Consider the following 21513-nt stretch of genomic DNA (forward strand, 5'->3'; position numbering starts at 1 on the left):
CTCAACCTGTATTACGCATGCCCGCTGCAATTCCATTAATTGTCAACAATGCACCTCTTAATAGCTCACTTCTACTATATGTCCGTCCTACCTCACCTTCAGCCAATAGTGTCTCACTGATAGGAGGTTGACGATTCTGATCACGTAATCTTCGCAATAAAGCAACTTGCAGAAAGCCTAAAGGCACAATTGTACGATTACGTAAATCTACAGATAATTGTAAAGCTGGGTCTGCACTTAAAAGCTTTGATTTACCAGTTATTTGTAAAACTAATTTCTTTGTTAACTTGTACTCATTAGAAATAATTTCAAAAATAGCGTTGAATGCTTCACGATTCTCGATGCTACCCAGACTCGACATATAATGATTAGCTACTTCTAAGTCTACTTTCGAAAGAGTCATTTCAACTTTAGAAATCAACATTCGAAAGAACGGCCAACGTTGATGAAGCATTCTTAATAAGTCAATTTGATTTGGTTGTGCACTCAGCTCCTCTTCCAAAGCAGTACCAACGCCAAACCAACTAGGCAAAAGAAAACGACTTTGTGTCCAGCCAAAAACCCAAGGAATAGCCCTCAGGCTAGAAAGATCTTTTGTCCCTGCTTTTCTTCGTGCTGGACGACTAGATATTTGCAACTTACTAATCTCCTCAATTGGCGTAACTTCTTGAAAAAAAGCAACTAAGTCAGGATTATCATGGACTAAAGCGCGGTAATGTTGTCGTGATCTTTCAGCAAGCCTAACCATCAAATCATTCCAACTTGGGGTAGCCTCCAATTGGTTAGTAATTAAGCTATTCTGAAGAACAGCAGTCGTTACTGTCTCAAGATTATAAAGTGCAAGCTCTGGAAGACTATATTTAGAAGCAAGAACTTCACCCTGCTCAGTAATTTTTATTCGGCCCTTTAATGTTCCACTTGGCTGGGCAAGTATAGCTTGATATGCAGGCCCACCTCCCCTACCTACAGATCCACCACGGCCATGGAATAAACGCAAAGCAACTCCATGTCTACCAGCTAGATTCTGAAGTGCAATTTGAGCCTGATGGATTTCCCAGTTACTCGATAAAAAACCTGAATCTTTATTGCTATCTGAATAACCAAGCATCAGTTCTTGCAAAGGCAGCAATTTCTCGCCTACACGTGGTAGTAATTTCAGGTAAATTTCAGAATTAAAGAGCTGCTCCATTACTCCAGGAGCACGTTGAAGATCTTCAACTGTCTCAAATAAAGGAACTACTAATAAATCAGAAGATTCCGAAGATATATCAACCAAGCCAGACTCTTTTGCAAGAAGAAGGACTTCAAGCAAATCAGACACAGTATGACTCATCGAAATTACATATGATCGGCAAATCCTAGTTCCAAATTCTTTTTGTAAGCGGTGAAGCATACTAAACACAGCAAAGGTTTCTTCCGTACTTTCCGACCATTTAACTGCTGAAGGAATTAATGGTCTCAACGTTTGCAATTCCTGCATCAACCAATCAATTTTCTCATCTTCTGTCATCTTCAAATAGTTCTTATCCAGATTGAGATATCTAGTTAATTCATCTATAGCATCACTATGTCGAATACTTTCTTGTCTAATATCTAAACTAGCAAGAGAAAATCCAAAGATATTCACCTGAGTTAAAAGAGTATCTAAATGCTCGCAACTAAGATTAGTGGTAACCAAACTATTTCGGAGAAGCTCTAGATCACTTCTAAATTCATCTATAGAGCAATAATGCAAGTTTTCAATAGGGTTTTGAGAATCATTTAATGAATCTGGTTTTTCAAGAGATGTTTGCCAACCTGCTTCAAAAAGATCTTGATTACGCTGATGAGTTAACTTTAATCGCTCTAAGGTATAGCTTAATTTCAATCGATAAGGTTCGAGCCTATATCTTGCTGCCCTTTCTTCATAAATATCAGGAAAACGAATTCTGTCCATTTCCAAAGACTCCAAGAGCTGCGAGCTAACTTGGCTCCATTGCATGGAAATACTTAATTGATCTCTAAGTTCTTGAACAGATTTAATATATCGTTCTAACATCAATTTTCGCTGGTAGCAGGCTGTTCGCCATGTAATTTCGGGAGTTACAGAAGGGTTGCCATCTCTATCCGATCCAACCCATGAACCAAATGTACAAAAAGCCTCTTGGGGAACTTCTACATCGGGATAGCTATATGACAATGCTGAGCATAAACGTCGCCTTAATTGAGGCATTGCATCAAATAAAACTTGTTGGAAATAATGAAGCGCATAATCAACTTCATCTAAGACAGTAGGTTTAAATTGGTGTAATTCATCTGTACGCCACCACAGTGTTATCTCCTCCTCTAATTGCAATCTCAAACTATCCTTTTCAGAGAGTGAAATCAAAGAATCTGATTGCAAGCGCTGTAATAAGCTCGCAACACGGGTTTGCTTATGCCGAACAGTATGTCTAACTATTTCAGTTGGATGAGCAGTAAAAACAAGCCGTATGTCCATTTGTCCAAGCAATTCCTCTAACTGCCCTGGAGGGACATTTAATCGACGTAAACGATCAAATAGTTGACTAAAAGTTGCAGGAGCTGACTGACTTGCAAGTGGGGGAGCAAATGGATCTATAGAGTTTTCGATATCTTCTACTTGACCTTGCCCAATACTTTCTAAATAGCTATCTTCCTCTATTCGTTGTTCCAGAATATTCACCAGCTGGAAATATAAAGAAAATGCCCTAGCTGCTGAAATCGCTTCAGCTAAATCCATTTCTCCAATTAAAAGAATAATTTCATTAACTTGATCTCGTTGCTCTCCCCCATCCATTACACTTGCATTGCTTAACTTTTTCAAACGAAGTAGACGATCTGCTTGCTCTATCGGACATTCACTACGAACAACAGTTGCCCATAGATCTTCCACTAATTCCAAACGATCCTGTAAAAGTCTCGCAGAGACATAATTAGTCAGGTTTTTATTAGAGTCATGAGCAACAGGTAAGTCTGTAGATTCTTTCTTCATCGAAAATTTTTCAGGTTCAGTCATGAGTATCCATATTTGTTAAGGGAATTATCTTCTTCAGCCTTCATTTGATGAATTGAATCCTTAATAAGAAGAGGCAACGGAGTCCCTCCTTCAAAAGATTTCAACCATTTCATAGATTGATTGCCATTTTCCAACAATCCTTGAATTGGTAGAAGGACAGAAAGAAGATCCATATCCTCTGCTAAAGGCTTTATCTCATCTACAATTTGCGCTATCCATTCACGACAAGAAATCTCTTGCCCATCTAACCAATGATGCAATGTTGCATCAAGACTGTTTTCAGCTGCTGCTGCTTCATTCATATCACATAAATCAGCAAGTTCTATAAGAGTTAGCTTGCTGATTTTAGCTGGATCTAATTTCTTTGGATTATTTATAAGACTAATAACTCTTAATTCAAGCAAAGCTGTAATTGCCAAGAGCTCATCACAATCGGTTATCAAATCACATATACGAAGCTCAAGTCGATTCAATTCATAAGGCCGTCTAGGCCCATTAGCTCTTGCTGCAGTCCACAAATGGCGTTCATTGCACATATTCCCATCTTTCAATTGCTCTTCTATCCAAGAAACATAATGATCATGATTTATAAATAAAGGGACTTTTTTAGGTGTTTTTGGGAACTGAATCCACCGTTGCGAGTGAACACCAGTCGCCATGCCATCTAAGAAAGGTGAGCTTGCACTTAACGCTAAAAACAATGCAGCTTCACATCTAACTAAACGAAGCGCAGAGAAAATGAGCGACAAATCATCTATACCTAAATTAATATGAATGCTGGCTGTAACTACTTTCGAGCCATAAGTTAATTCAATAAATTCATGATATGGATTTGTTAAATCAGATCTTTGGAATTGATTACTATCTCCCATACTTAAAGTGCTTCCAGGCAAAATAGTTAAATTTCTCAGATCCAACCAATTTCTTAATCTTCTTCGAGGCTCCAAGATTAATTCCCTTATCTTCTTATATTGTTTTTCAGGCTTTGTAATATATTCGAGATTACGTTGATCTGGTTCTTTTACAAAATCAGAAAATTCACGAACTACTGAACTAGAAACACCTTCATGCTTTCCAGTATCAGAGCCAGTAAAAAGCTCCACCTCAAATCCTTTAAGCAACAATTCTTTCATAAATCAAACAAGAGATTGAAGACATCCCAATGCAGTAAGCATGCCTTTAGCCTTATTCAAAGTTTCTTGAAATTCATTTTCAGCAATTGAATCAGCAACAACACCAGCTCCGGCCTGGACTTCAACATCGCAGACTCCTTTTGAATGATTAGAAACAAGCATTGTACGTATTGTAATTGCTGTATTTAAAGCCCCATTGATATCCATAGAACCATATACACCTGAATAAGGACCTCTCACATGATGTTCTAACTCATTAATTAACTGCATTGCTCTTATCTTAGGCGCACCAGAAACAGTTCCAGCGGGAAATGCTGCCATCAACAAATCCCAAACATCCATTTCTTGATGCAAGCATCCTTCAACTTCACTGACAATGTGCATTACATGCGAATATTTTTCAATCAGCATTAGGTCTTTTACAGAGACAGTGCCTGGAGTACATACTCTTCCTAGATCATTACGTCCTAAATCAACCAACATTACATGTTCAGCTATTTCCTTAGGATCAGCTAAGAGTTCTTCTTCAAGCTTAGAATCTTCTTCACATGTCTTGCCTCTGGGACGAGTCCCTGCAATTGGACGTAAACTTGCAGATATACCATTACCTACAGGCTTAGCCTGAACCATTACTTCGGGGCTTGAGCCTATAAGTTGCCAGTCACCAAAATCATAAAATGCCATAAAAGGTGAGGGATTAACTATCCTCAAACTTCTATATAAATCCAACGGCGAATGAGACACCTTAGTATTAAACTTTTGGCTCAATACAAGTTGAAATATATCTCCTTTTGCTATGTAATCTTTTGCTGTTTCAACAGCATTCTGAAAATCTAATTTACTCCAATTACTGTTAATTGATTCTGGAACTGTCCCTTTAGGATCCCATTTTAAAGGCTTCACAGGGGACAAAGGTTCTGCCATGAAACCCTGAAATTCTTGAATACCCTTCAAAGCCTGTTCATATGCCTGATCTGTATTCTGTCCAGAAGTTAAATCACCATATGAAATTGCCGTAATTAGTCGTTTAACTTGATCGAAAATCAGAATCTTATCCATAAACATCCATATACCATCTGGTAAATGATCTTCATCACGAGAAAAAACAGGTACTTTTGGCTCAATCCACTGAATCAATTCATAACCCCACATTCCATACAGCTGACCTAAGGAAGGAATTCCAGGAATAAGTTCTGATTTATATGGTTCTAAAAATTCTCTAAGGAATTTAAAAGGGTTCCCATTAAATTCTTCAGAATGACCGGTTCTCCAAGTTCGGGTAAGCTGATCTCCTCTTATAGAGGCAACCCATAAAGGATCTGAAGCGATAACACTCCACCTACCTAAAGTATCTCCACCTTCTACAGATTCAAGCAATACCCCTTGAGAATTATTTTGACCGACCTTGAGCCATGTAGAGAGAGGCGTCTCAAGGTCTGCAGGCCAGCTATTAACTAAAGGAATAAAATTCAGGCCTCTAGAAGCAGCTTCTAAAAACGAGTCACGATCAGATATTGACATTCCTTTATCATTGCAGCCTAAACAACAAAAAGAAACCTAAAGCTAAATATATAATTTTTCAATCAAGAATCGTAAGTATTTTTAGAAGTAAACTTTACGCTTGCAGGATTTGGGTTTTCCCCAATTCTACGAGCATTATGATTCGTAATTGGGCGCCCTTCATTTACTTTCTCAGGGAAAACACCATCCTTTGGATGAAGATACTCTGTATCGCCTCCTGGGAAAATCCTATAAATTTTGAAATCCTCCATCCTAGGCTTAAAACTCCTTAATTGAGTTCCTAAAGCAAGACATTGCTCTTTACGAGCAAAATACATAATATTCTCACCCTCATTCATCATGGCTGCTCCTCCAGTTGGAAGTTCAAAAGCCTGAGATTTCTTACTGGTCCAGGTTATTGCATATTTTTCTTCTGTTTCAGCAGAATTAAGAAGGCCTCCGGTGCTGCCGATATTCTGAGGGAGGCTACCTTTAAGAACTTCAGTCATTGCTGTTCTGGAAACTGTTCGTTCAATTACAAGTTGAAAGTAGCACTAACTTTTGTACCTTTTATCACTTTCCTGCAATAACCTTCACACGAGTCAACATTAGAAGAACCAAGAGTCAAGCATCTGCAGTAGGAAAAAAGATTGTTATTCCCCTATCTCGTCGCCTAGTCAGCCTTCCACCAAGGCTAGCCAATAGCCTTTGTGTAGCTGCTTGAGTCAGTTGCAAACTGCCCGTATTTGGATTCCAACTCAAAACTGTTCCAAGGTCAGAGCTTGGTTCCATTGCAATCTCGTCATACTCCTTTGGATTAGAAAAATTACTTGTAATTTTTAGCTTTAAGCGTTGGCCTGCTGGTCGCAACTCCAACAAAAGCATCCCTCCAGACCTCAACCCACGAGTATTTCTATCTATTAATCCACCTAGCATTAACTCAAGTCGTTCTGGATCACTCAAAACTGCAGGCAAATCAGGTGTTACATCAAGGCTAAGCTTTACCCCTCGTCGTTCAAGCTGATTCTGCCAAACTGGGAAAAGTAATTCAAGAATATTGCCTAAATCAGTTTTAGCTAGATTTGATTTTTGACAATTATTCCTTTCCAGCTCCACAGCATTAAAAATCAAACCAAATCTATCTATTTGTTCTGTACACTCTGCATCAATTTCTTTAAGCCTAGAAATAGCAATTTCAGGCATGTCAGTCTTTCTTAAAAGTGATCTAATAAGTGTGCGGATTGTAGATAAAGGAGTCCTGATTTCATGAGTAAGTGCTTCTAAAAGAGATATTTCACCACTGGTTTTAGTATCTAGTTCTTCAAAGGTATCCTGATCCTGATAAGTTTGAATATTAAGGCTTGGTGCGAGTCCTGCGAGTCTTGATGCAATAAGAGGCCAAAAAATCTTATGAATATCTTCATTACTTTTTAAGGGACCTAAATCAGCTATAGAATTGCGAATTGCTTTTGCATCAGCTGACTTCTCGAAATTCAGCCTTTGATCTAAAATATTCAATACATCAGTTATAGTTTCTGGATCACTTCTCATTATTAAATTACGTTCTCCTGGATTGCCTTGCAAAGCTAAGGCAATCTGAACCTCTCGAGAAAGAATTATCAATAAAGGGTCAAATCCATCCTCTTGTCTTAAAGATAATCTGCTAAATCCACTTGATCTACTCTTATTAATATGATTAATTGACTTAATTGACCTTACAGAAGCTGGGGGCAATAAGCCTGCATTAGAAGGATTCAAAACTGAGAACTCATCAGGTGTCCAAGCCCATCCATCAAGTTGATCGAGTAACTTTGACTCATATAATGCCGGCAAAGGTGAAGCAAGCCATAAACCCTTACTAAGATTCATAGGCAATAAAATTTCATCTTGCAGAATATCCAAGGCTGCCCACCACAACCTTCTCACAATATGTTCTTCAACTCTTCCCGAAGGAACACCCTCAGCCATTCTGCGCTGGATAGAACTAATTGAAGATTGTTGAATAACCACTAACTCCTAAATGATTTTGTTCTTCGAGAAACAGAAATACATAAACCTATAGCCATGAAACTAACTATTAAGGATGTCCTTCCATAACTCATAAATGGTAAAGGTATACCTGTAATTGGACCTAAACCAATAGTCATAAATATATTTACTACAACCTGAAATATAATCATTGTCGCTATTCCTATTACAACTAGCGATTCAAACTCTGTATATGCCTCTCTAGAAATCATTAGAAGTCGAAGAATTAATAGAAAAAATCCAAATGAAACTAAAACAGTTCCCAAAAAGCCTGTTTCTTCTCCTAATGCACTAAAGATGAAATCTGTATGCTGTTCTGGAATAAAGCGTAACTTTGTTAATTGACCATTCAATAATCCTGTCCCAAAGATACCTCCCGAACCAATACCTATAGTGCTTTGAATAAGGTGGTAACCGCCTCCAAGAGGGTCCTTGGAAGGGTCAAGAAATAATATTAGTCTATCTCTCTGATACTCCTTTAGAGCATTATTCCAAAGCCAAGGTGTTATAGATGCTAGGCAACTTAAAAGAGTGATTGTTAAAAAAGAACTGATGTTTTTTCTAGGAAGTGATCTATAAGCCAAAAACCCCATATATGGAATCCATATAAAAAGCCCCCAGTGAAATAAACCGACCAAAACAGCTGTAATAACTCCTGAAAGGAAAAGCAATGCCCATTCTAATGGCATACCCGACCAATAAAGCATGACTAATAAAATCGCTCCAAAAACAAGAGAAGTGCCTAAATCAGGCTGAATAAATACTAAGAACCAAGGAATAATAATTACGGCAATTGGTCTAAATAATTCCAGGGGTGTATTGAATTTCTGTTTCTCAAGAATTGAGGCAAGAGTAATGATTACAACAATTTTCGCAATCTCTGAAGGCTGAATATTGACTCCCCCTATACTCAGCCAACGTTGAGCCCCTAATGCAGAAACTCCTAATAGTTGAACTGCTACAAGACTAGAAATTGTTGCCATATATAAGTATGGCAACAATTGACGTAATCTTTCGATATGCAATTGAGCAATCAAAAGTGCAACAAACAAACCACATGAAGCAGTAATCAAATGTTGATGCCAAGTTACATAAAAAGACTGACGCTGTGTACTTGCAATTAATGCACTAGATAAAAGAGTTAAAGACAAAGGGATAAGCCAAAGTATCAGCTCTGAATTTCGCCAACCATTCTTGAAACGACCTAACTTTTTTGAAAGATCAATTTTTCTAGGATAAGAACTAGAAATAAAAGGCATTAATTTTTTATTTTTTCAATATTTTCCACAACAGCTGTGGCAAGGTTGTGAAACGATTTGGCAGTTATAGACTTGGGAAACTGAAAAACAATTGGCAAGCCTTCTTTATGACCATCTAAAGTATTCATCTCTAAAGGCAACTGAGCTAATAATGGCACAGAGTTTTCTTTGGACAAAGTCATACCTCCACCAGTTCCAAATAATGCATATTTTCTTTCAGATTGATCTGGTGGTATAAAAGAAGACATGTTTTCTATGACTCCAATAATTGGCACATTCATTTGCTTAAACATAGCTAGGCCTCTTCGTGAATCTTGCAATGAAACCTTCTGAGGAGTAGTCACAATAAGAACACCTTTCATAGGAACTGCTTGTGCAAGCGATAATTGTGCATCGCCAGTACCAGGTGGCAAGTCAACAACAAGAAAGTCTTTTTGTCCCCAACTCGCTTGATAAAGAAATTGACGAATAATCCCATTAAGCATTGGACCACGCCAAATTACTGGCTGATTTTCATCGATAAGTAATCCCATGGAAACCATTGCTACACCACAACTTTCTATCGGGATAATTTTCTGGTCAGCTCCACTCCCAATTACTTCTGGGGTCTGATCTGATACACCAAGCATAATGGGGATATTTGGACCATAGATATCCGCATCAAGCAACCCGACATCGTAACCCTTTTGAGAAAGTGCACAGGCAAGATTAACGGCAACAGTACTTTTTCCAACTCCTCCTTTCCCACTACTAACAGCAATAACATTCTTAACTCCTTGAATCGCCTGGAGAGGGGCAACTTGACCATGGCCTGCACCTCCAATCTCACCTTGATTGGAATTATTTGGCATATTGCTTAATTCAATTTGAACTTGTGAAATTTGTTGTGAGCTGTTTAGTAGTTCTTTAATTTCACTAGCTATACGATCTCTTTGGCTATTGGCAAAATTAGGAAGATTTAATCTAATAATTGCTTTTTGATCTTTTACATCGATTTTCTCGATCCAACCAAGCTCTAATATTGATTTATTACTTCCTGAATCTTTTATATCAAGCAATACCTTCCTTACATCAGCTTCGGTAAACATAATTTCAATACATCTATATACATACTTAATCCTAATAAGATGATGCCAATGACCTAGCCTATAAAAAGAAAATAAAATAAAAGAGTGTCATCTTCAAACCATACCAAGCCTCCTTTTGACTCTAGGGAAAAAGCCAAGACATTATTATTAGGCCTTCAAGACGAGATTTGCCAGGGTTTAGAAGAAGTAGATGCTAAAGGGAAATTCGAAGAAGAGTCTTGGGAAAGACCTGAAGGAGGTGGAGGTCGGTCAAGAGTAATGAAAGAAGGAAGAATTTTTGAACAAGGAGGCGTCAACTTTTCAGAAGTAAAAGGTGAACAATTACCACCCTCAATCATTAACCAACGACCAGAAGCAAAAGGCCACAAGTGGTTTGCAACAGGCACCTCCATGGTTCTTCATCCCAGAAATCCATATATACCAACTGTTCATTTGAATTATCGATACTTTGAAGCCGGTCCAGTCTGGTGGTTTGGTGGGGGAGCAGATCTCACGCCTTACTATCCATATTTAGAAGACACTCGCCATTTCCATAAAACACATAAAAAAGCTTGCGACTCTGTAAATCCATTACTCCATAAAGTCTTTAAACCTTGGTGTGATGAATATTTTTTCTTAAAGCATCGCAATGAGAGTAGAGGAGTTGGAGGGATATTTTTCGATTACCAAGATGGTTCAAACAGTCTCTATAAAGGACAAGATCCTAATGGCGTTGCAGCCATTAAAGCAAAAGAGATTGGTCATCAAGCATTGTCATGGGAAGATCTTTTCTCTTTAGCAAAGGCCTGTGGCAAAGCCTTTTTGCCTTCATATATTCCAATTATTGAAAAGCGACATGAGCAGGCTTTTAGTGAGCATGAAAGGAACTTCCAACTTTATCGAAGAGGAAGATACGTTGAATTTAATTTGGTATGGGATAGAGGAACCATTTTCGGCCTACAGACGAATGGGAGAACTGAATCAATACTAATGTCTTTGCCACCACTAGTTAGATGGGAATATGGATTCAATGCTGCACCTGGATCTAGAGAAGCATTATTAACAGAAATATTTACAAAGCCCCAAGATTGGTTTGAAGATGAGAGTCTTGAAGAAAAATGTCGCCCTTATTTAGCTGTTGATTAAATAAATCTTTTTTATTTAATCCAATTAAAATTGCATTAACAATTCTATCGGCAATTTGATCAATTGTTTTTTCGCTAGAATTTACTTGCCGAAGATTCTTCTCAAGATCTCCCTCTAATTTACCAATTTCCAAAACTCTTATCTGACGTCGCGGTGCTCCCAAACCTCCACGAAAGAAAAGAGGGTAACGGCCAAAACTTCTTGCTATTGACTCATCGATATTGTTAATTCTATTAGTTAAAGGTGGAATCAACCCTGAACCAAGACCATGGTTCCCATAAGCATCAAAGTGAATTTCCAAAACATACGCTCCTTGACTGGAATAACGAGAACCTACTGTCCAATTTGTTTTCTCATTATTATCATCAATAATCTTTCTGATACCAGGTTCATAAGATTTAATTTTCAAACCTTTAGCTTTGCCTAATCTAACCACAGCATCTCTTACTTTTAAATTCCAAAACAGTTCATCACTCATCTTAGAATTCATTGGAGGGTAACCTTTTAAAGCTACCGCCTCACCAGAAGTGCCAGCTCCCTTCATGAATTGAGAGTCTGCATGACCAGCCATGATCAAAATAGAAACTGAGGGTGATACAACATGATTACCAACCCACCAAGTATTTCTATCAACTCTTGATCCTAATAAAGCATCAGAAGTTTTCCCATGGATCATTGATATGAAATCAAAAGCAACAAAAAGGTAGAAACAAAAAAATAAAAATTTCCTCAGTCGAAATTTTTCCAAAAGGGTAATTATCAAAATCATTAAAACTTAAATTGGAGAAGCTGTTAATGATTTATCACTTATTAACTTTAACTTTTTAGAAAGTTCTAAATCTATAGCAATTAATTCATCTCTATGAGCTCTTACTCTTAAAAGGGTTCCAGTATCACTTACTGCACTAACTAATCTTATTTCAAAAGACTCAATTCTAGTAGATCTGGTTTTATAAAATAAACCTGCACAAGGCCCTAAAGCTGCAAGAGTTAATGGCCACCAACTAGTAACTGGATAAAGCTGACAAATAACTAAACCCAGACAACCCGCGCCAAAGCTACACAAAATCGAAAGAAAAATGGCTAGCAATGGACTTGAAGAAACACTTCCATGAAACCTAACAATTTGCCTCTGAAGATCACCCCCCTCACCTTTCCAGCCACGTTCCTCCAACCAACTGCTCATTCCATTTAGGACATCAAGTGGCGGCAAGGGGGAAGCTATATCAACTACAGTTGTCCTATCTTTACTGGCTGCACGAAGAAAAAATGCCAAGCCAATGGCAAGTAATATAGTTAAAACTAATGTTGAATAATATGAGTATGACATTTCTAAATAATCAAAAGGTTTGATTCATATTGATTTAAAAATAATTAAAATAATGAGCTAGAATTACTTGATCTTAAAAACATAACAACTTAAAAAAATTGGTAGAATTAATCTGTTAAAAATTAAATTTAAAGAGTGACCGAAGAAGCATAGCAAAATCTTCTTCTTTATATACTCTATTGTCACTTGTCGCTTTCAACTTATGACAAGCTTCGCAAAAAAACCAGCCAGTTTTAAGGTATTCGAGCAGGACCTTGATGATGCAATAGCCACAAAATTTTCCAAAAAAGCAATTTTAGCTATTGATTCTGAAGCTATGGGTCTAGTTCATGGTCGTGATCGAATATGTCTAGTACAAATTTGCGATGATGATGATAACGTTGCCTGCATCAAAATTCATCAAGGTCAAGAAAATGCTCCGAGACTAAAAATGTTAATGGAGAATAATGATATTGAGAAAGTTTTCCATTTCGCAAGATTTGATGTTGCGGCCCTTGCAAGCAATCTCAAGATTGCAGTTAAGCCAATTTTTTGTACAAAGATCGCCAGTAAACTGGGAAGAACATATTCACCAAGGCATGGGCTCAAAGAAGTGATTTTAGAGCTAGTAGGAGTTGAGCTTGATAAACATGCCCAAAGTAGTGATTGGGGAAGAATAGAAGACCTTTCAGAAAAACAATTGGAGTATGCTGCCAATGATGTTCGTTTCCTTATTCCTGCCAGAAATAAACTTAAAAAAATGTTGGTAAGAGAGCAAAGATGGGAGCTAGCAAAAAAATGTTTTGAATGTATACCTACTATCTGCGAACTGGATAGACGACGCTTTAATAATATTTTTGAACATTAATTTATGAATACTGAATCTAGTCCTCAACCATAAAATTCTCCTCTTCAGCAAGTGCTTCCAATAAATTATCTAATTGCTTATTTATAGAATTTTCCCCTTTCTCAGAAGTTTGCCTCGCCTCTTCAAGAAGTTTTTCTGCTATTTCTTTTCTTGCAACCAAATCTTTGACGCCTTTACTTGCTGCTGCAACATCAATTTTCTTTTTTGCAGCAGAAATACTAATGCTCAGAAAAGATGCTAATTGAGCACAAATTTTTAAATAATCATGTTCCTTAATACTAGACATACCTGGAATTAACAAACTTTAGTTTTCTACTTTATTCCTAATAGACTCCCATACTTCATGAATTATGTAGAAATACGTTCAAAATCATTTTTGCCAAAGCTTGACTTCCTCCAGAATGCCCCATGCGCTTTTTACCTATGCATGCTAAGGAATTCCTTAAGGGAACATCTTTAAGTAACAATTCAACTGTTTGAGCCATTTTTTTAGCGGTATTACATGGAATGACACTTCCACCAAGTAAGCGACTCTGTCTATGTGCAAACTGATATTTAAATTGCGGCCCTTTACCAGGAAGTGAAACACATGGAACACCTAGTCCTACAAGTTGTTCCGTCGCAGTTCCAGCATTGGCAATCCCAACTTCCACTAAGCTTGCCCATTGTTCAAATTTCCCAAATCCGATGAAAATTTTCAATGAATCTTTCTCAAAGCAAGCATTAGCAGAGACCTCATTCTTGAAGGAAGGCAAGTGGCTATAACCTAAGTGAAGCAAACAACTCTCAATATTCTTCAAGGAAGGCTCTGTACCAATTGCGACAAGAATGGCTAATGGTCTTTCGCTTTCGATTTTTTCAGCAGCAATAATTAATCTCTTAAAATTCACAATTGCTTCTGGCATTCGACTGCCACATAGCAGTAATAATCGCCTAAATTCTTTAAGATACAAAGGAGAGCTCACTGACTCCAAACCATCCATCATTGGGTTGCCAGGTGCATGAGCTCTAATGTTCTTTTTTTGTAAGCCTCTAGCAGATAACTTGTCTCGTACAGCAACTAATTTACAACGTGGGGTTTTCATCAAAGCCCACTCCCAAGGCTCCCATTCAGTTCCTTTAAGGCGATGGTAATAGTAACTTAATGATGGACTTCTAGTAGGGGCAATCCATGTGTAATCACTTTTAGGTGTTCCAATAAATGCATAATCTCCACCACTACTCCAAGCATAGAAAAGTGGTAATAAGTCTCCTACAGCAATAACAAAGCAACCATTTTTGACAGCTTTTCTCACATACAACCAATTCTTCCAATTAATGACCAAAAAGCCTGCTAAGAGATCAGCAAGAAATCCTTTCAAGCTTTGATTACTAAAACCTCCACTTGGCAATCTTAAAGTATGACCAACCTTTCTTAGCCAGCGTTCTTCAATTGCAGAGGAAAAGACCCGTCCTTCACCAACTAATGAAATCACTTCAAAATTTAATTTTGGACTCTCACGATTTAAAGCCTCTAATACTCTCAAAGCAATAAGGTCCTCACCATGACCATTCGATAGCACTAAGACATTTTTTTTCTTCTGCCTGATACGATCCAAAGTAGGAATAGTCATAACTTTTCCTCGGCGGCATGGCCAAGCGGTAAGGCAGAGGATTGCAAATCCTTTATCCCCAGTTCGAATCTGGGTGCCGCCTTCTTACCAAACCCTGTGATAATTTGCAGGAACTTAATTATTAGGGCTCTCTTCCTCATTAAGTACTGTCAGTAAATGAAACTATAAATAAAACAAGACAAAAAAAGAGCGCCCTCAACGAGCAGCGCTCCGGTGGACAATTGTGTGAGGAGTGTCCATTAACACTATATACCAACAAAAGAGTCTTTTCTACATTTAACCTGTTTTTGTCAAGAATAGCCTGATGGAAAGAGTGTATAAAGAATTGAACATAAATTCACAATAAAGATTACAAATATAAATTTTGTCAATAAAACATACTTCGGGATTTTTAATAGATGGCTTTCTTATAGTAAAAAATGAATTAGAAATAAGGTAGTAAAAAAATAAGAAAATAGTGAAAGAATCCTTTTTATATAAGCCCCTAACCAATAGTTAGAAAAAAAATAATAGCCTGAGGCAGATGCTTTCATCCAATAGCTTATTTTCCTATTAAGTCAGGCAAGACTTCTGAATTGTTAAGATATCAACCGCTATATTAAATAAGCTTATATAATCCAACAAAATAAATTGATCAATGGCACCAAAAGTACAACCTCAAGATTTCACCTTCTCTCTTTTTGGCGTCGTTCAAATTGCTGCTATTATTATTGCCTGCCTAGGAGCTCTAATAGGATACGAAAAGGTCTTCTTCCCATTCTCAGGCTAGTTTTTAAGTATTAATTAAATTCCAAGCGACATCTGCTAAATCTTAATTAGTACATTATCAATATTCATTGTCAGAAACACATATACCCATACAGGATATACCATTATTCTTTGTTCTTTTACAATGATGGCAAAGGATTTTCTCATCTTTTAAATTACCATTTTTATTTTGATTAATTAATTCAGCTTTATCAATACTATTAGCCGCAAGATTCATTTGTTTAACTTAAGGAATCCATTTGTTTCAATCAGTTATTAAAACCGAAGAAGTGCTATTAGAAGAAGGGAGGTCAACAATTTTCAATGGAGGTGAAGTATCTTTAACAACTTCAGGAGGAGGCGAATTCTTAGCATCTTCTTCTTTTGCGCAGGCCTCCAAAGCTTCCCTTAATAATGAATCAAAAGTAGCGCCAGGCAATCGATGCCGAGCTACCTCTAAAAAAGTTCTGGGCAATGACTCAGTAGCAGCATCTTTTAAGGCTGGATTATTCCGCCTATGATCTTGCTCACCTTCTATAGCTCGTATAAATCTAAGAGTGACATCATGCTTAGTAGAGGCTTTGATTAAAGTGTCGTTGTCTTTATTAGTTATATCTCCTTCTAAATCTGTGATTCTTCTCTCCAAACTAGTCAAGACCTCCTCTGCTTCTTTAGCTATATGTGCCAATTGACCATCAGAAAGGTTTGGCAAATCTGCAACATATACCTTCCCATGATCTCTCAGGGTCAAGAAAGTTGGTCTAGGTCCTTGTCTAGGATCCATAGAGGCTCCATTTCCAAGAGGGCGCCTAGGTGGCACTGGCCCTGCTGAACTTCGTCTACGCGTTAAACGCGATTGATTTTCTTGTGACATTGATTAAATCAAGATCTAACTTCGCAGCTTCCGAAAAAATATTTCGGTTTGCATTATTAGTTTTTTAGTATCTACGATCTTCAACTTTAGGTCAAGAGGCCATCTTTATTTGGATAAGAAAAAGACTAAAAGCACAATATCGAAATTTCTTCTAAAGAGGTAATCCAACAATTCCTAATTCGGAATTGATAGCTTTTTCTTCAATATGACCAATATTCCAGGCAGGGCATCCATTCTGAAAACAAAAATCAACAACAGCTTGAGCTTGATCTGAAGAAACTACTAAACAAAAACCAATGCCAAGATTAAATGTATTCCATAAATCACTTTCAGGAATATCCCCTTTATTGCTTAACCAAGGATAAATAGATGGCAGTTCCCAAGAATTTCTATTGATATTAGCCTTTAATTTCGTCGGAAGACATCTTGGTAAATTCTCTGGTAAACCACCACCAGTAATATGTGACATACCTTTAATAATTAATTCTTCTTTCAAGAGGGCTTTTACTAAATGAACATATAACTTCGTTGGTCTTAATAAATAATCAATTAGAGGTGTTTGCTCTTTGCCAAAACAATCTTTCTCAGTAATAGAAGATGTCGATAAAATCTTTCTAATTAAACTGAAACCATTGCTATGAAGACCACTGCTAGCAATACCAATAATCTGATCTCCTGATCGGATCTCTTTCCCATTAATAATCTCCTCTTCCTCAACTACTGCAACACAAAATCCCGCTAAATCATATTGACCATCCGCATAAAAACCTGGCATCTCAGCCGTCTCTCCGCCCAACAACGAACATTGGGATTGCTTGCAACCCTCTGAGATCCCCTCTATGACTTCAACTAAAGCCTCTGGCCCCAATTTCCCAGTCGCAATATAATCAAGAAAAAATAACGGCTCTGCACCACTGGTTATTACATCATTCACACACATTGCAACCAAATCGATACCAACTCCATAGTGGGATTGATAATCCTGAGCTAGCTCCAATTTTGTCCCTACTCCATCCGTGCCAGATACTAAAACAGGTTTTTTTAATCCCTTAGGCAAACTCATGAAGCCTCCAAAGCCTCCTATTCCGCCAATAACCTCAGGACGAGCTGTAGACTCAACACTTGCTTTAATTCGATTCACGAAAGCTCTTCCAGCTTCAACATTAACTCCTGCAGACTTGTAATCCATGGTTTTAATAAATTATGCTTTTGCTTAAATCTCTAATCTTTCTTTGTGATCAAAGATTCAGCCAGTTAGTAATTAAATACTATTTTTCAATCAAAGCAGACTATCAAGGCAAGGTTTCAAATGATTAGCATTAGACCATTGTGAACTTAACTATCCTAAAAACGAAATCTGATTTAGAAAAATGGAGGCAGCAACATTGTATTAATTTTGTCCCGACCATGGGAAGCCTGCATGAAGGGCATCAAAAACTAATTGCAGCAGCCAAAGATTCCTCGCATGATCTTACTCCTAGGGTATTAGTCAGTATCTTTATCAACCCACTACAATTTGAGGAAAATGACGATTTCAAAGAATATCCAAGAAATTTAGCCAAAGATTGTCAAAAAGCCTATGAAGCTGGAGCTGATGCCATTTGGGCACCCTCACTAAATACTATTTTCCCTAAAGGAAAAGAAGGACATTTCACATTAAAAGCCCCTAAATCACTTCAAAACCATTTATGTGGTGCTTATAGAAAAAATCATTTCGATGGAGTGGCAACAGTAGTTTTAAGGTTATTAAATCTTGTCCGTCCTCAAAAGATTTTTCTAGGTGAAAAAGATTGGCAGCAATTAATCATTCTTCGCCAATTAATTCGAGAAGTTGGACTCAATGTAGAAATCAAATCAATTGCAACTTTAAGAGACAAAGATGGTCTTCCCTATAGCTCCCGCAATTTATTACTAACACCTGAAGAAAGAGCTAAAGCTATTGCTTTGCCAGAGATAATGAAAAATGCGTCTCAAAAATTTCAATCTGGTCACGAGCTTGATCTCAAAAAATTAAAGTCATATTTAGAAAATAATGACTTAAGAGTTGAATATTTAGAAACAGTAGATATGAAAAAATTAACGCCAGTAAATCATATAACAAGCAAGCTTTGCTTGCTTGCATCCGCAGTACATTGCGGAAAGACTCGTCTCATAGATCACACATTTTTAATGAAACGTAAACCAATCGTTGCTATTGATGGTCCAGCCGGTGCAGGAAAAAGCACAGTAACTAAAAAATTTGCTGAAAAGCTCGGCTTAATTTATTTAGATACAGGTGCTATGTATAGAGCTGTGACATGGTTGATTCAAAAAAAATCTATAGACCCAAATAACGAAAAAGATATGTTAGAGGCTTTAAAAAACTTAAGGCTTAATATTGACTTATCAGAAAATGGTGTTCAGCAAGTACTTCTTAATAACATAAATATCACCAATCAAATTCGTTCGCCAGAAATCACATCACAAGTTTCTTTAATATCATCAAAAGGTATTGTCCGAGAAATACTTACAGCTCAGCAACAATATATGGGAGAGAGAGGGGGAATAGTAGCTGAAGGAAGAGATATAGGAACAGCTGTATTTCCTGATGCTGAATTAAAAGTTTTCCTTACGGCAAGTCCTCAAGAAAGAGCAAGGAGAAGAGCTATTGATTTAAAGAATCAAGGTTTTAGTGTGCCAAGTCTATTAGATCTAGAAGAACAAATTAAAGAAAGAGATTACATAGATAGTAATCGTAAAATAGCTCCTTTATTACAAGCAAAAGACGCAAGGTTATTAATAACAGATGGAATGAATATAGATAAAGTTATCGAATCATTAATTACAATGTTTAGAGAAGAAATACCAGAAGAAATTTGGCCCTTAAAATGAATTCTTCAGATCTATTATTAATCCATTTATAGCATCATCAAGCAGATCTAAAACCTGATTAAAGCCATTTTCACCTCCATAATATGGGTCAGGTACCTCAAGAAGATTAGTATTCTGTGCATATTCAAGTAAAGGTATGATTTTTGCCTTAGATGTATTTTTAGAATCTATTGATAAAGACTTTACATCATTTAAATTAGAATCATCCATTGTAAGAATTAAATCAAAACTCTCAAAATCATCTAATGAAATTTGTCTGGCTCTGCTTTCTATAGTAATTCCACGGTTCAATGCAGCATCTCTCATCCTCGAATCAGCCATTCTGCCGACATGCCAGCCTCCAGTACCTGCAGAATCAACATTAAAATCATCTTGCAAACCTTGTTCAGCTAATTTATATAAACATATTGCTTCTGCTGCAGGCGAGCGACAAATATTTCCGAGGCAAACAAACAAGATACTTCTTTTCATGACGTATTATAAGATGATATTTAATCTAGTTTTTTATTCTATAATAAAAAGCTAAATATAAGAAATGTAAAAAAAGATTCTATATATATAAACTTCTAAACTTAATAGGGATTAAAAAGAACTTTATGAATGTACTCCTCAGTCCATTCCTTACCATAAAAACGACTAAGCATTGCCCTTGCTGGATCCTTTGTAGATCTATAATTTAAATAAGATATTTGTCCATCTAAGATTTTCAATGAAATATCATCTGATACTCTTTCTGCATTCTTTAATAGTTTAATATAAAGAGAAAGATAATCTTTAAAAGCTGGTCTAATCACTTCATCAATAATTAGATCTGTACTCTTATCTAAAGGTAATCTTGTCCAAAGAAAACCAGGTGAAAAAAAAGGTTTAGCTTCCTTAGGTATTTCACCACCAAAAGGAAGCATAGATTGCCATTTGTGATGCAATGGTTTTAATAGTTCCCAAACATCTTGAGTATGGAAAGAATCATTTTTTAATGCTGGTTGCAAGTCTAAAGCCAAAAGATAACCATTCGGCAAAGTAACAAGATCCGCTCCAAAAAAAGGCAAGTTATAATTGCTAAAAGGATGAATTACTAAATTAAATACTGAAAAAGATTTTCCTCCATGCAAGCATGCGGCTCTGGCCTGTTTAATTTTATTAAATTTACACGCCCAAGTTGATATTTTAATCTCTCCTAAATCATTTAGCGACTTTGAAAGTACTTTATTGTATAGGAACTTATCAGGAATTGGATATTCTTCAAATTCAAAAATAGAGATTTGGTTAATCATATCTTCAAAAAATGGATTCCAAGTCCACCCATCTAAAGACAAAGGAGATAAGCTATTTTCTCTAATACTATTCATTAATCACTTTCTGGGAATAAGAAGTTATGCATAAAATCATCAGCCCATTCTTCACCAAAATAACTTTTAAATAATCCATGAGCAGGATCTTTCTCTGCACTATATATATCATATTCTATTTGCAATTTCTTTACTTCTATAGGGCTTATCTTTATATATTCTAAATCATTATTTGAATCAATTTCCCAATATTTTTGCAAAAACTCATCTAGAATATTGGTTATAGGTTGACTCAAATTACTGCCATTTCCACTGTAAAAGAGCACCCATGGAGAAAAATAATACGTTGAATCATATATGTGCATATTCTCTTGATTATTAAATTCCTTATAACGATTACTTAAGTCCTTAAGCCCTTGGAAATATTTAAGAAAATACTTCTCATTTTGAATGAGAGGTTGAAAATCAAGTACAGCTACCAATTTACCCTTGACACCAAACCAAATAATATCTATTCCTAAAATTGGCTTATCATCAACATAATTAGGATAAGCGACCGAATTTAATACTTGTAACTTTTCACCTGCATCCATTCGGGTAATTCTCCATCTTCGAAAACCAGGCACGTCCCAAAGATAACTTTTCAAAACACAATCATTTTTTCTTGATAAGCATTCATCAAACTCAGGCTTGACTTTAATTTGGGTACCTCCATTTAAAATAAGGCTATCATTTGCTTTATTAAGCAATTCATCAAAAATAAATTTATTCATTCTAAAAAATATGCATTGTA

Annotated in this window: 21 protein-coding genes and 1 tRNA gene; 5 read left to right on the forward strand and 17 right to left on the reverse strand. The window is 36.6% G+C overall.

The annotated features are described in order from the left end of the window. Position 1: 1 nt before the first annotated feature. The 7 genes from ppc to EV07_RS08370 form a co-directional block, all read right to left on the reverse strand. Entirely contained in the window at positions 2 to 3016 is a 3015-nt protein-coding gene (gene ppc / locus EV07_RS08340) for a phosphoenolpyruvate carboxylase (RefSeq protein WP_081936974.1), read from the reverse strand. Then, positions 3013 to 4149: a glutamate--cysteine ligase gene (gene gshA, locus EV07_RS08345; RefSeq protein ID WP_036919398.1), complete on the reverse strand. Its 1137-nt coding sequence runs from the start codon at positions 4147 to 4149 to the stop codon at positions 3013 to 3015. Before gshA ends, ppc begins: the two co-directional genes overlap by 4 nt. A gap of 3 nt (positions 4150 to 4152) precedes the next feature. Then, positions 4153 to 5670 carry an anthranilate synthase component I family protein gene (locus tag EV07_RS08350; protein WP_036919400.1) on the reverse strand — a complete coding sequence of 506 codons (1518 nt, stop codon included), beginning with the start codon at positions 5668 to 5670 and terminating at the stop codon, positions 4153 to 4155. 62 nt (positions 5671 to 5732) lie between these two features. Then, positions 5733 to 6158: a photosystem I reaction center subunit II PsaD gene (gene psaD, locus EV07_RS08355; RefSeq protein ID WP_036919402.1), complete on the reverse strand. Its 426-nt coding sequence runs from the start codon at positions 6156 to 6158 to the stop codon at positions 5733 to 5735. A 115-nt stretch (positions 6159 to 6273) separates the two neighbouring features. Next, entirely contained in the window at positions 6274 to 7617 is a 1344-nt protein-coding gene (locus EV07_RS08360; protein ID WP_052043957.1) for a HAMP domain-containing histidine kinase, read from the reverse strand. A 41-nt stretch (positions 7618 to 7658) separates the two neighbouring features. Next, a complete protein-coding gene (rodA, locus tag EV07_RS08365; protein ID WP_081936975.1) occupies positions 7659 to 8936 on the reverse strand; it encodes a rod shape-determining protein RodA in 1278 nt (425 codons plus the stop codon). After that, positions 8936 to 10024, reverse strand: a complete 1089-nt coding sequence (locus tag EV07_RS08370) for an Mrp/NBP35 family ATP-binding protein (protein ID WP_036919407.1) — start codon at positions 10022 to 10024, stop codon at positions 8936 to 8938. Before EV07_RS08370 ends, rodA begins: the two co-directional genes overlap by 1 nt. Before the next feature lie 84 nt (positions 10025 to 10108). Between EV07_RS08370 and hemF the strand changes: the two genes are divergently transcribed. Continuing rightward, positions 10109 to 11149 (forward strand): oxygen-dependent coproporphyrinogen oxidase, encoded by a 1041-nt coding sequence (hemF, locus tag EV07_RS08375; RefSeq protein WP_036919410.1) that lies wholly within the window; start codon positions 10109 to 10111, stop codon positions 11147 to 11149. Here hemF and EV07_RS08380 read toward each other — a convergent pair. Further along, positions 11076 to 11825 carry an N-acetylmuramoyl-L-alanine amidase gene (locus EV07_RS08380; RefSeq protein ID WP_152557601.1) on the reverse strand — a complete coding sequence of 250 codons (750 nt, stop codon included), beginning with the start codon at positions 11823 to 11825 and terminating at the stop codon, positions 11076 to 11078. The genes hemF and EV07_RS08380 overlap by 74 nt on opposite strands. Positions 11826 to 11924: 99 nt before the next feature. After that, positions 11925 to 12479, reverse strand: coding sequence for a cofactor assembly of complex C subunit B (locus EV07_RS08385; RefSeq protein WP_036919412.1), 555 nt, complete (start codon positions 12477 to 12479; stop codon positions 11925 to 11927). Positions 12480 to 12681: 202 nt separating this feature from the next. Here EV07_RS08385 and EV07_RS08390 point away from each other — a divergent pair, with 202 nt between their 5' ends. Next, a complete protein-coding gene (locus EV07_RS08390; protein ID WP_036919415.1) occupies positions 12682 to 13326 on the forward strand; it encodes a ribonuclease D in 645 nt (214 codons plus the stop codon). Positions 13327 to 13342: 16 nt separating this feature from the next. On the opposite strand, the gene EV07_RS08395 is transcribed toward EV07_RS08390, so the two are convergent. Both EV07_RS08395 and EV07_RS08400 read right to left on the reverse strand, forming a co-directional pair. Next, positions 13343 to 13612, reverse strand: a complete 270-nt coding sequence (locus EV07_RS08395) for a hypothetical protein (protein WP_036919419.1) — start codon at positions 13610 to 13612, stop codon at positions 13343 to 13345. Positions 13613 to 13667: 55 nt separating this feature from the next. After that, a complete protein-coding gene (locus tag EV07_RS08400) occupies positions 13668 to 14939 on the reverse strand; it encodes a lipid-A-disaccharide synthase-related protein (protein WP_052043956.1) in 1272 nt (423 codons plus the stop codon). Positions 14940 to 14950: 11 nt separating this feature from the next. On the opposite strand from EV07_RS08400, the gene EV07_RS08405 reads away from it, so the two are divergent. Together EV07_RS08405 and EV07_RS10160 are read left to right on the forward strand one after the other, a co-directional pair. Continuing rightward, positions 14951 to 15021, forward strand: a tRNA-Cys gene (locus tag EV07_RS08405). A 555-nt stretch (positions 15022 to 15576) separates the two neighbouring features. Beyond that, complete coding sequence (locus EV07_RS10160; RefSeq protein WP_275040935.1) at positions 15577 to 15708, forward strand: hypothetical protein; 132 nt, start codon at positions 15577 to 15579, stop codon at positions 15706 to 15708. A gap of 57 nt (positions 15709 to 15765) precedes the next feature. Here the strand turns inward: EV07_RS10160 and EV07_RS10005 are convergent, their stop codons facing one another. The 3 genes from EV07_RS10005 to purM form a co-directional block, all read right to left on the reverse strand. Beyond that, the gene (locus tag EV07_RS10005; RefSeq protein WP_193742733.1) at positions 15766 to 15924 is read right to left on the reverse strand and encodes a hypothetical protein; all 159 of its coding nucleotides are present in this window, start codon (positions 15922 to 15924) and stop codon (positions 15766 to 15768) included. Positions 15925 to 15951: 27 nt separating this feature from the next. After that, positions 15952 to 16560 (reverse strand): hypothetical protein, encoded by a 609-nt coding sequence (locus EV07_RS08410; protein ID WP_036919420.1) that lies wholly within the window; start codon positions 16558 to 16560, stop codon positions 15952 to 15954. 151 nt (positions 16561 to 16711) lie between these two features. Further along, positions 16712 to 17749: a phosphoribosylformylglycinamidine cyclo-ligase gene (purM, locus tag EV07_RS08415; protein ID WP_036919423.1), complete on the reverse strand. Its 1038-nt coding sequence runs from the start codon at positions 17747 to 17749 to the stop codon at positions 16712 to 16714. A gap of 140 nt (positions 17750 to 17889) precedes the next feature. On the opposite strand from purM, the gene EV07_RS08420 reads away from it, so the two are divergent. After that, a complete protein-coding gene (locus EV07_RS08420; protein WP_036919425.1) occupies positions 17890 to 19431 on the forward strand; it encodes a bifunctional pantoate--beta-alanine ligase/(d)CMP kinase in 1542 nt (513 codons plus the stop codon). Here the strand turns inward: EV07_RS08420 and EV07_RS08425 are convergent. The 3 genes from EV07_RS08425 to EV07_RS08435 all read right to left on the reverse strand — a co-directional run bounded on the left by EV07_RS08425 (position 19423) and on the right by EV07_RS08435 (position 21481). Then, positions 19423 to 19902: a low molecular weight protein-tyrosine-phosphatase gene (locus EV07_RS08425; protein WP_036919427.1), complete on the reverse strand. Its 480-nt coding sequence runs from the start codon at positions 19900 to 19902 to the stop codon at positions 19423 to 19425. The genes EV07_RS08420 and EV07_RS08425 overlap by 9 nt on opposite strands. Positions 19903 to 20003: 101 nt before the next feature. Continuing rightward, entirely contained in the window at positions 20004 to 20780 is a 777-nt protein-coding gene (locus EV07_RS08430) for a phycoerythrobilin:ferredoxin oxidoreductase (RefSeq protein ID WP_036919430.1), read from the reverse strand. Beyond that, on the reverse strand, positions 20780 to 21481 hold the full coding sequence (locus EV07_RS08435; protein WP_036919800.1) for a 15,16-dihydrobiliverdin:ferredoxin oxidoreductase: 702 nt from the start codon (positions 21479 to 21481) through the stop codon (positions 20780 to 20782). The genes EV07_RS08430 and EV07_RS08435 overlap by 1 nt, the downstream gene beginning before the upstream one ends. Positions 21482 to 21513 lie beyond the last annotated feature (32 nt).

Source organism: Prochlorococcus sp. MIT 0603 (assembly GCF_000760215.1).
Lineage (GTDB): Bacteria > Cyanobacteriota > Cyanobacteriia > PCC-6307 > Cyanobiaceae > Prochlorococcus_E.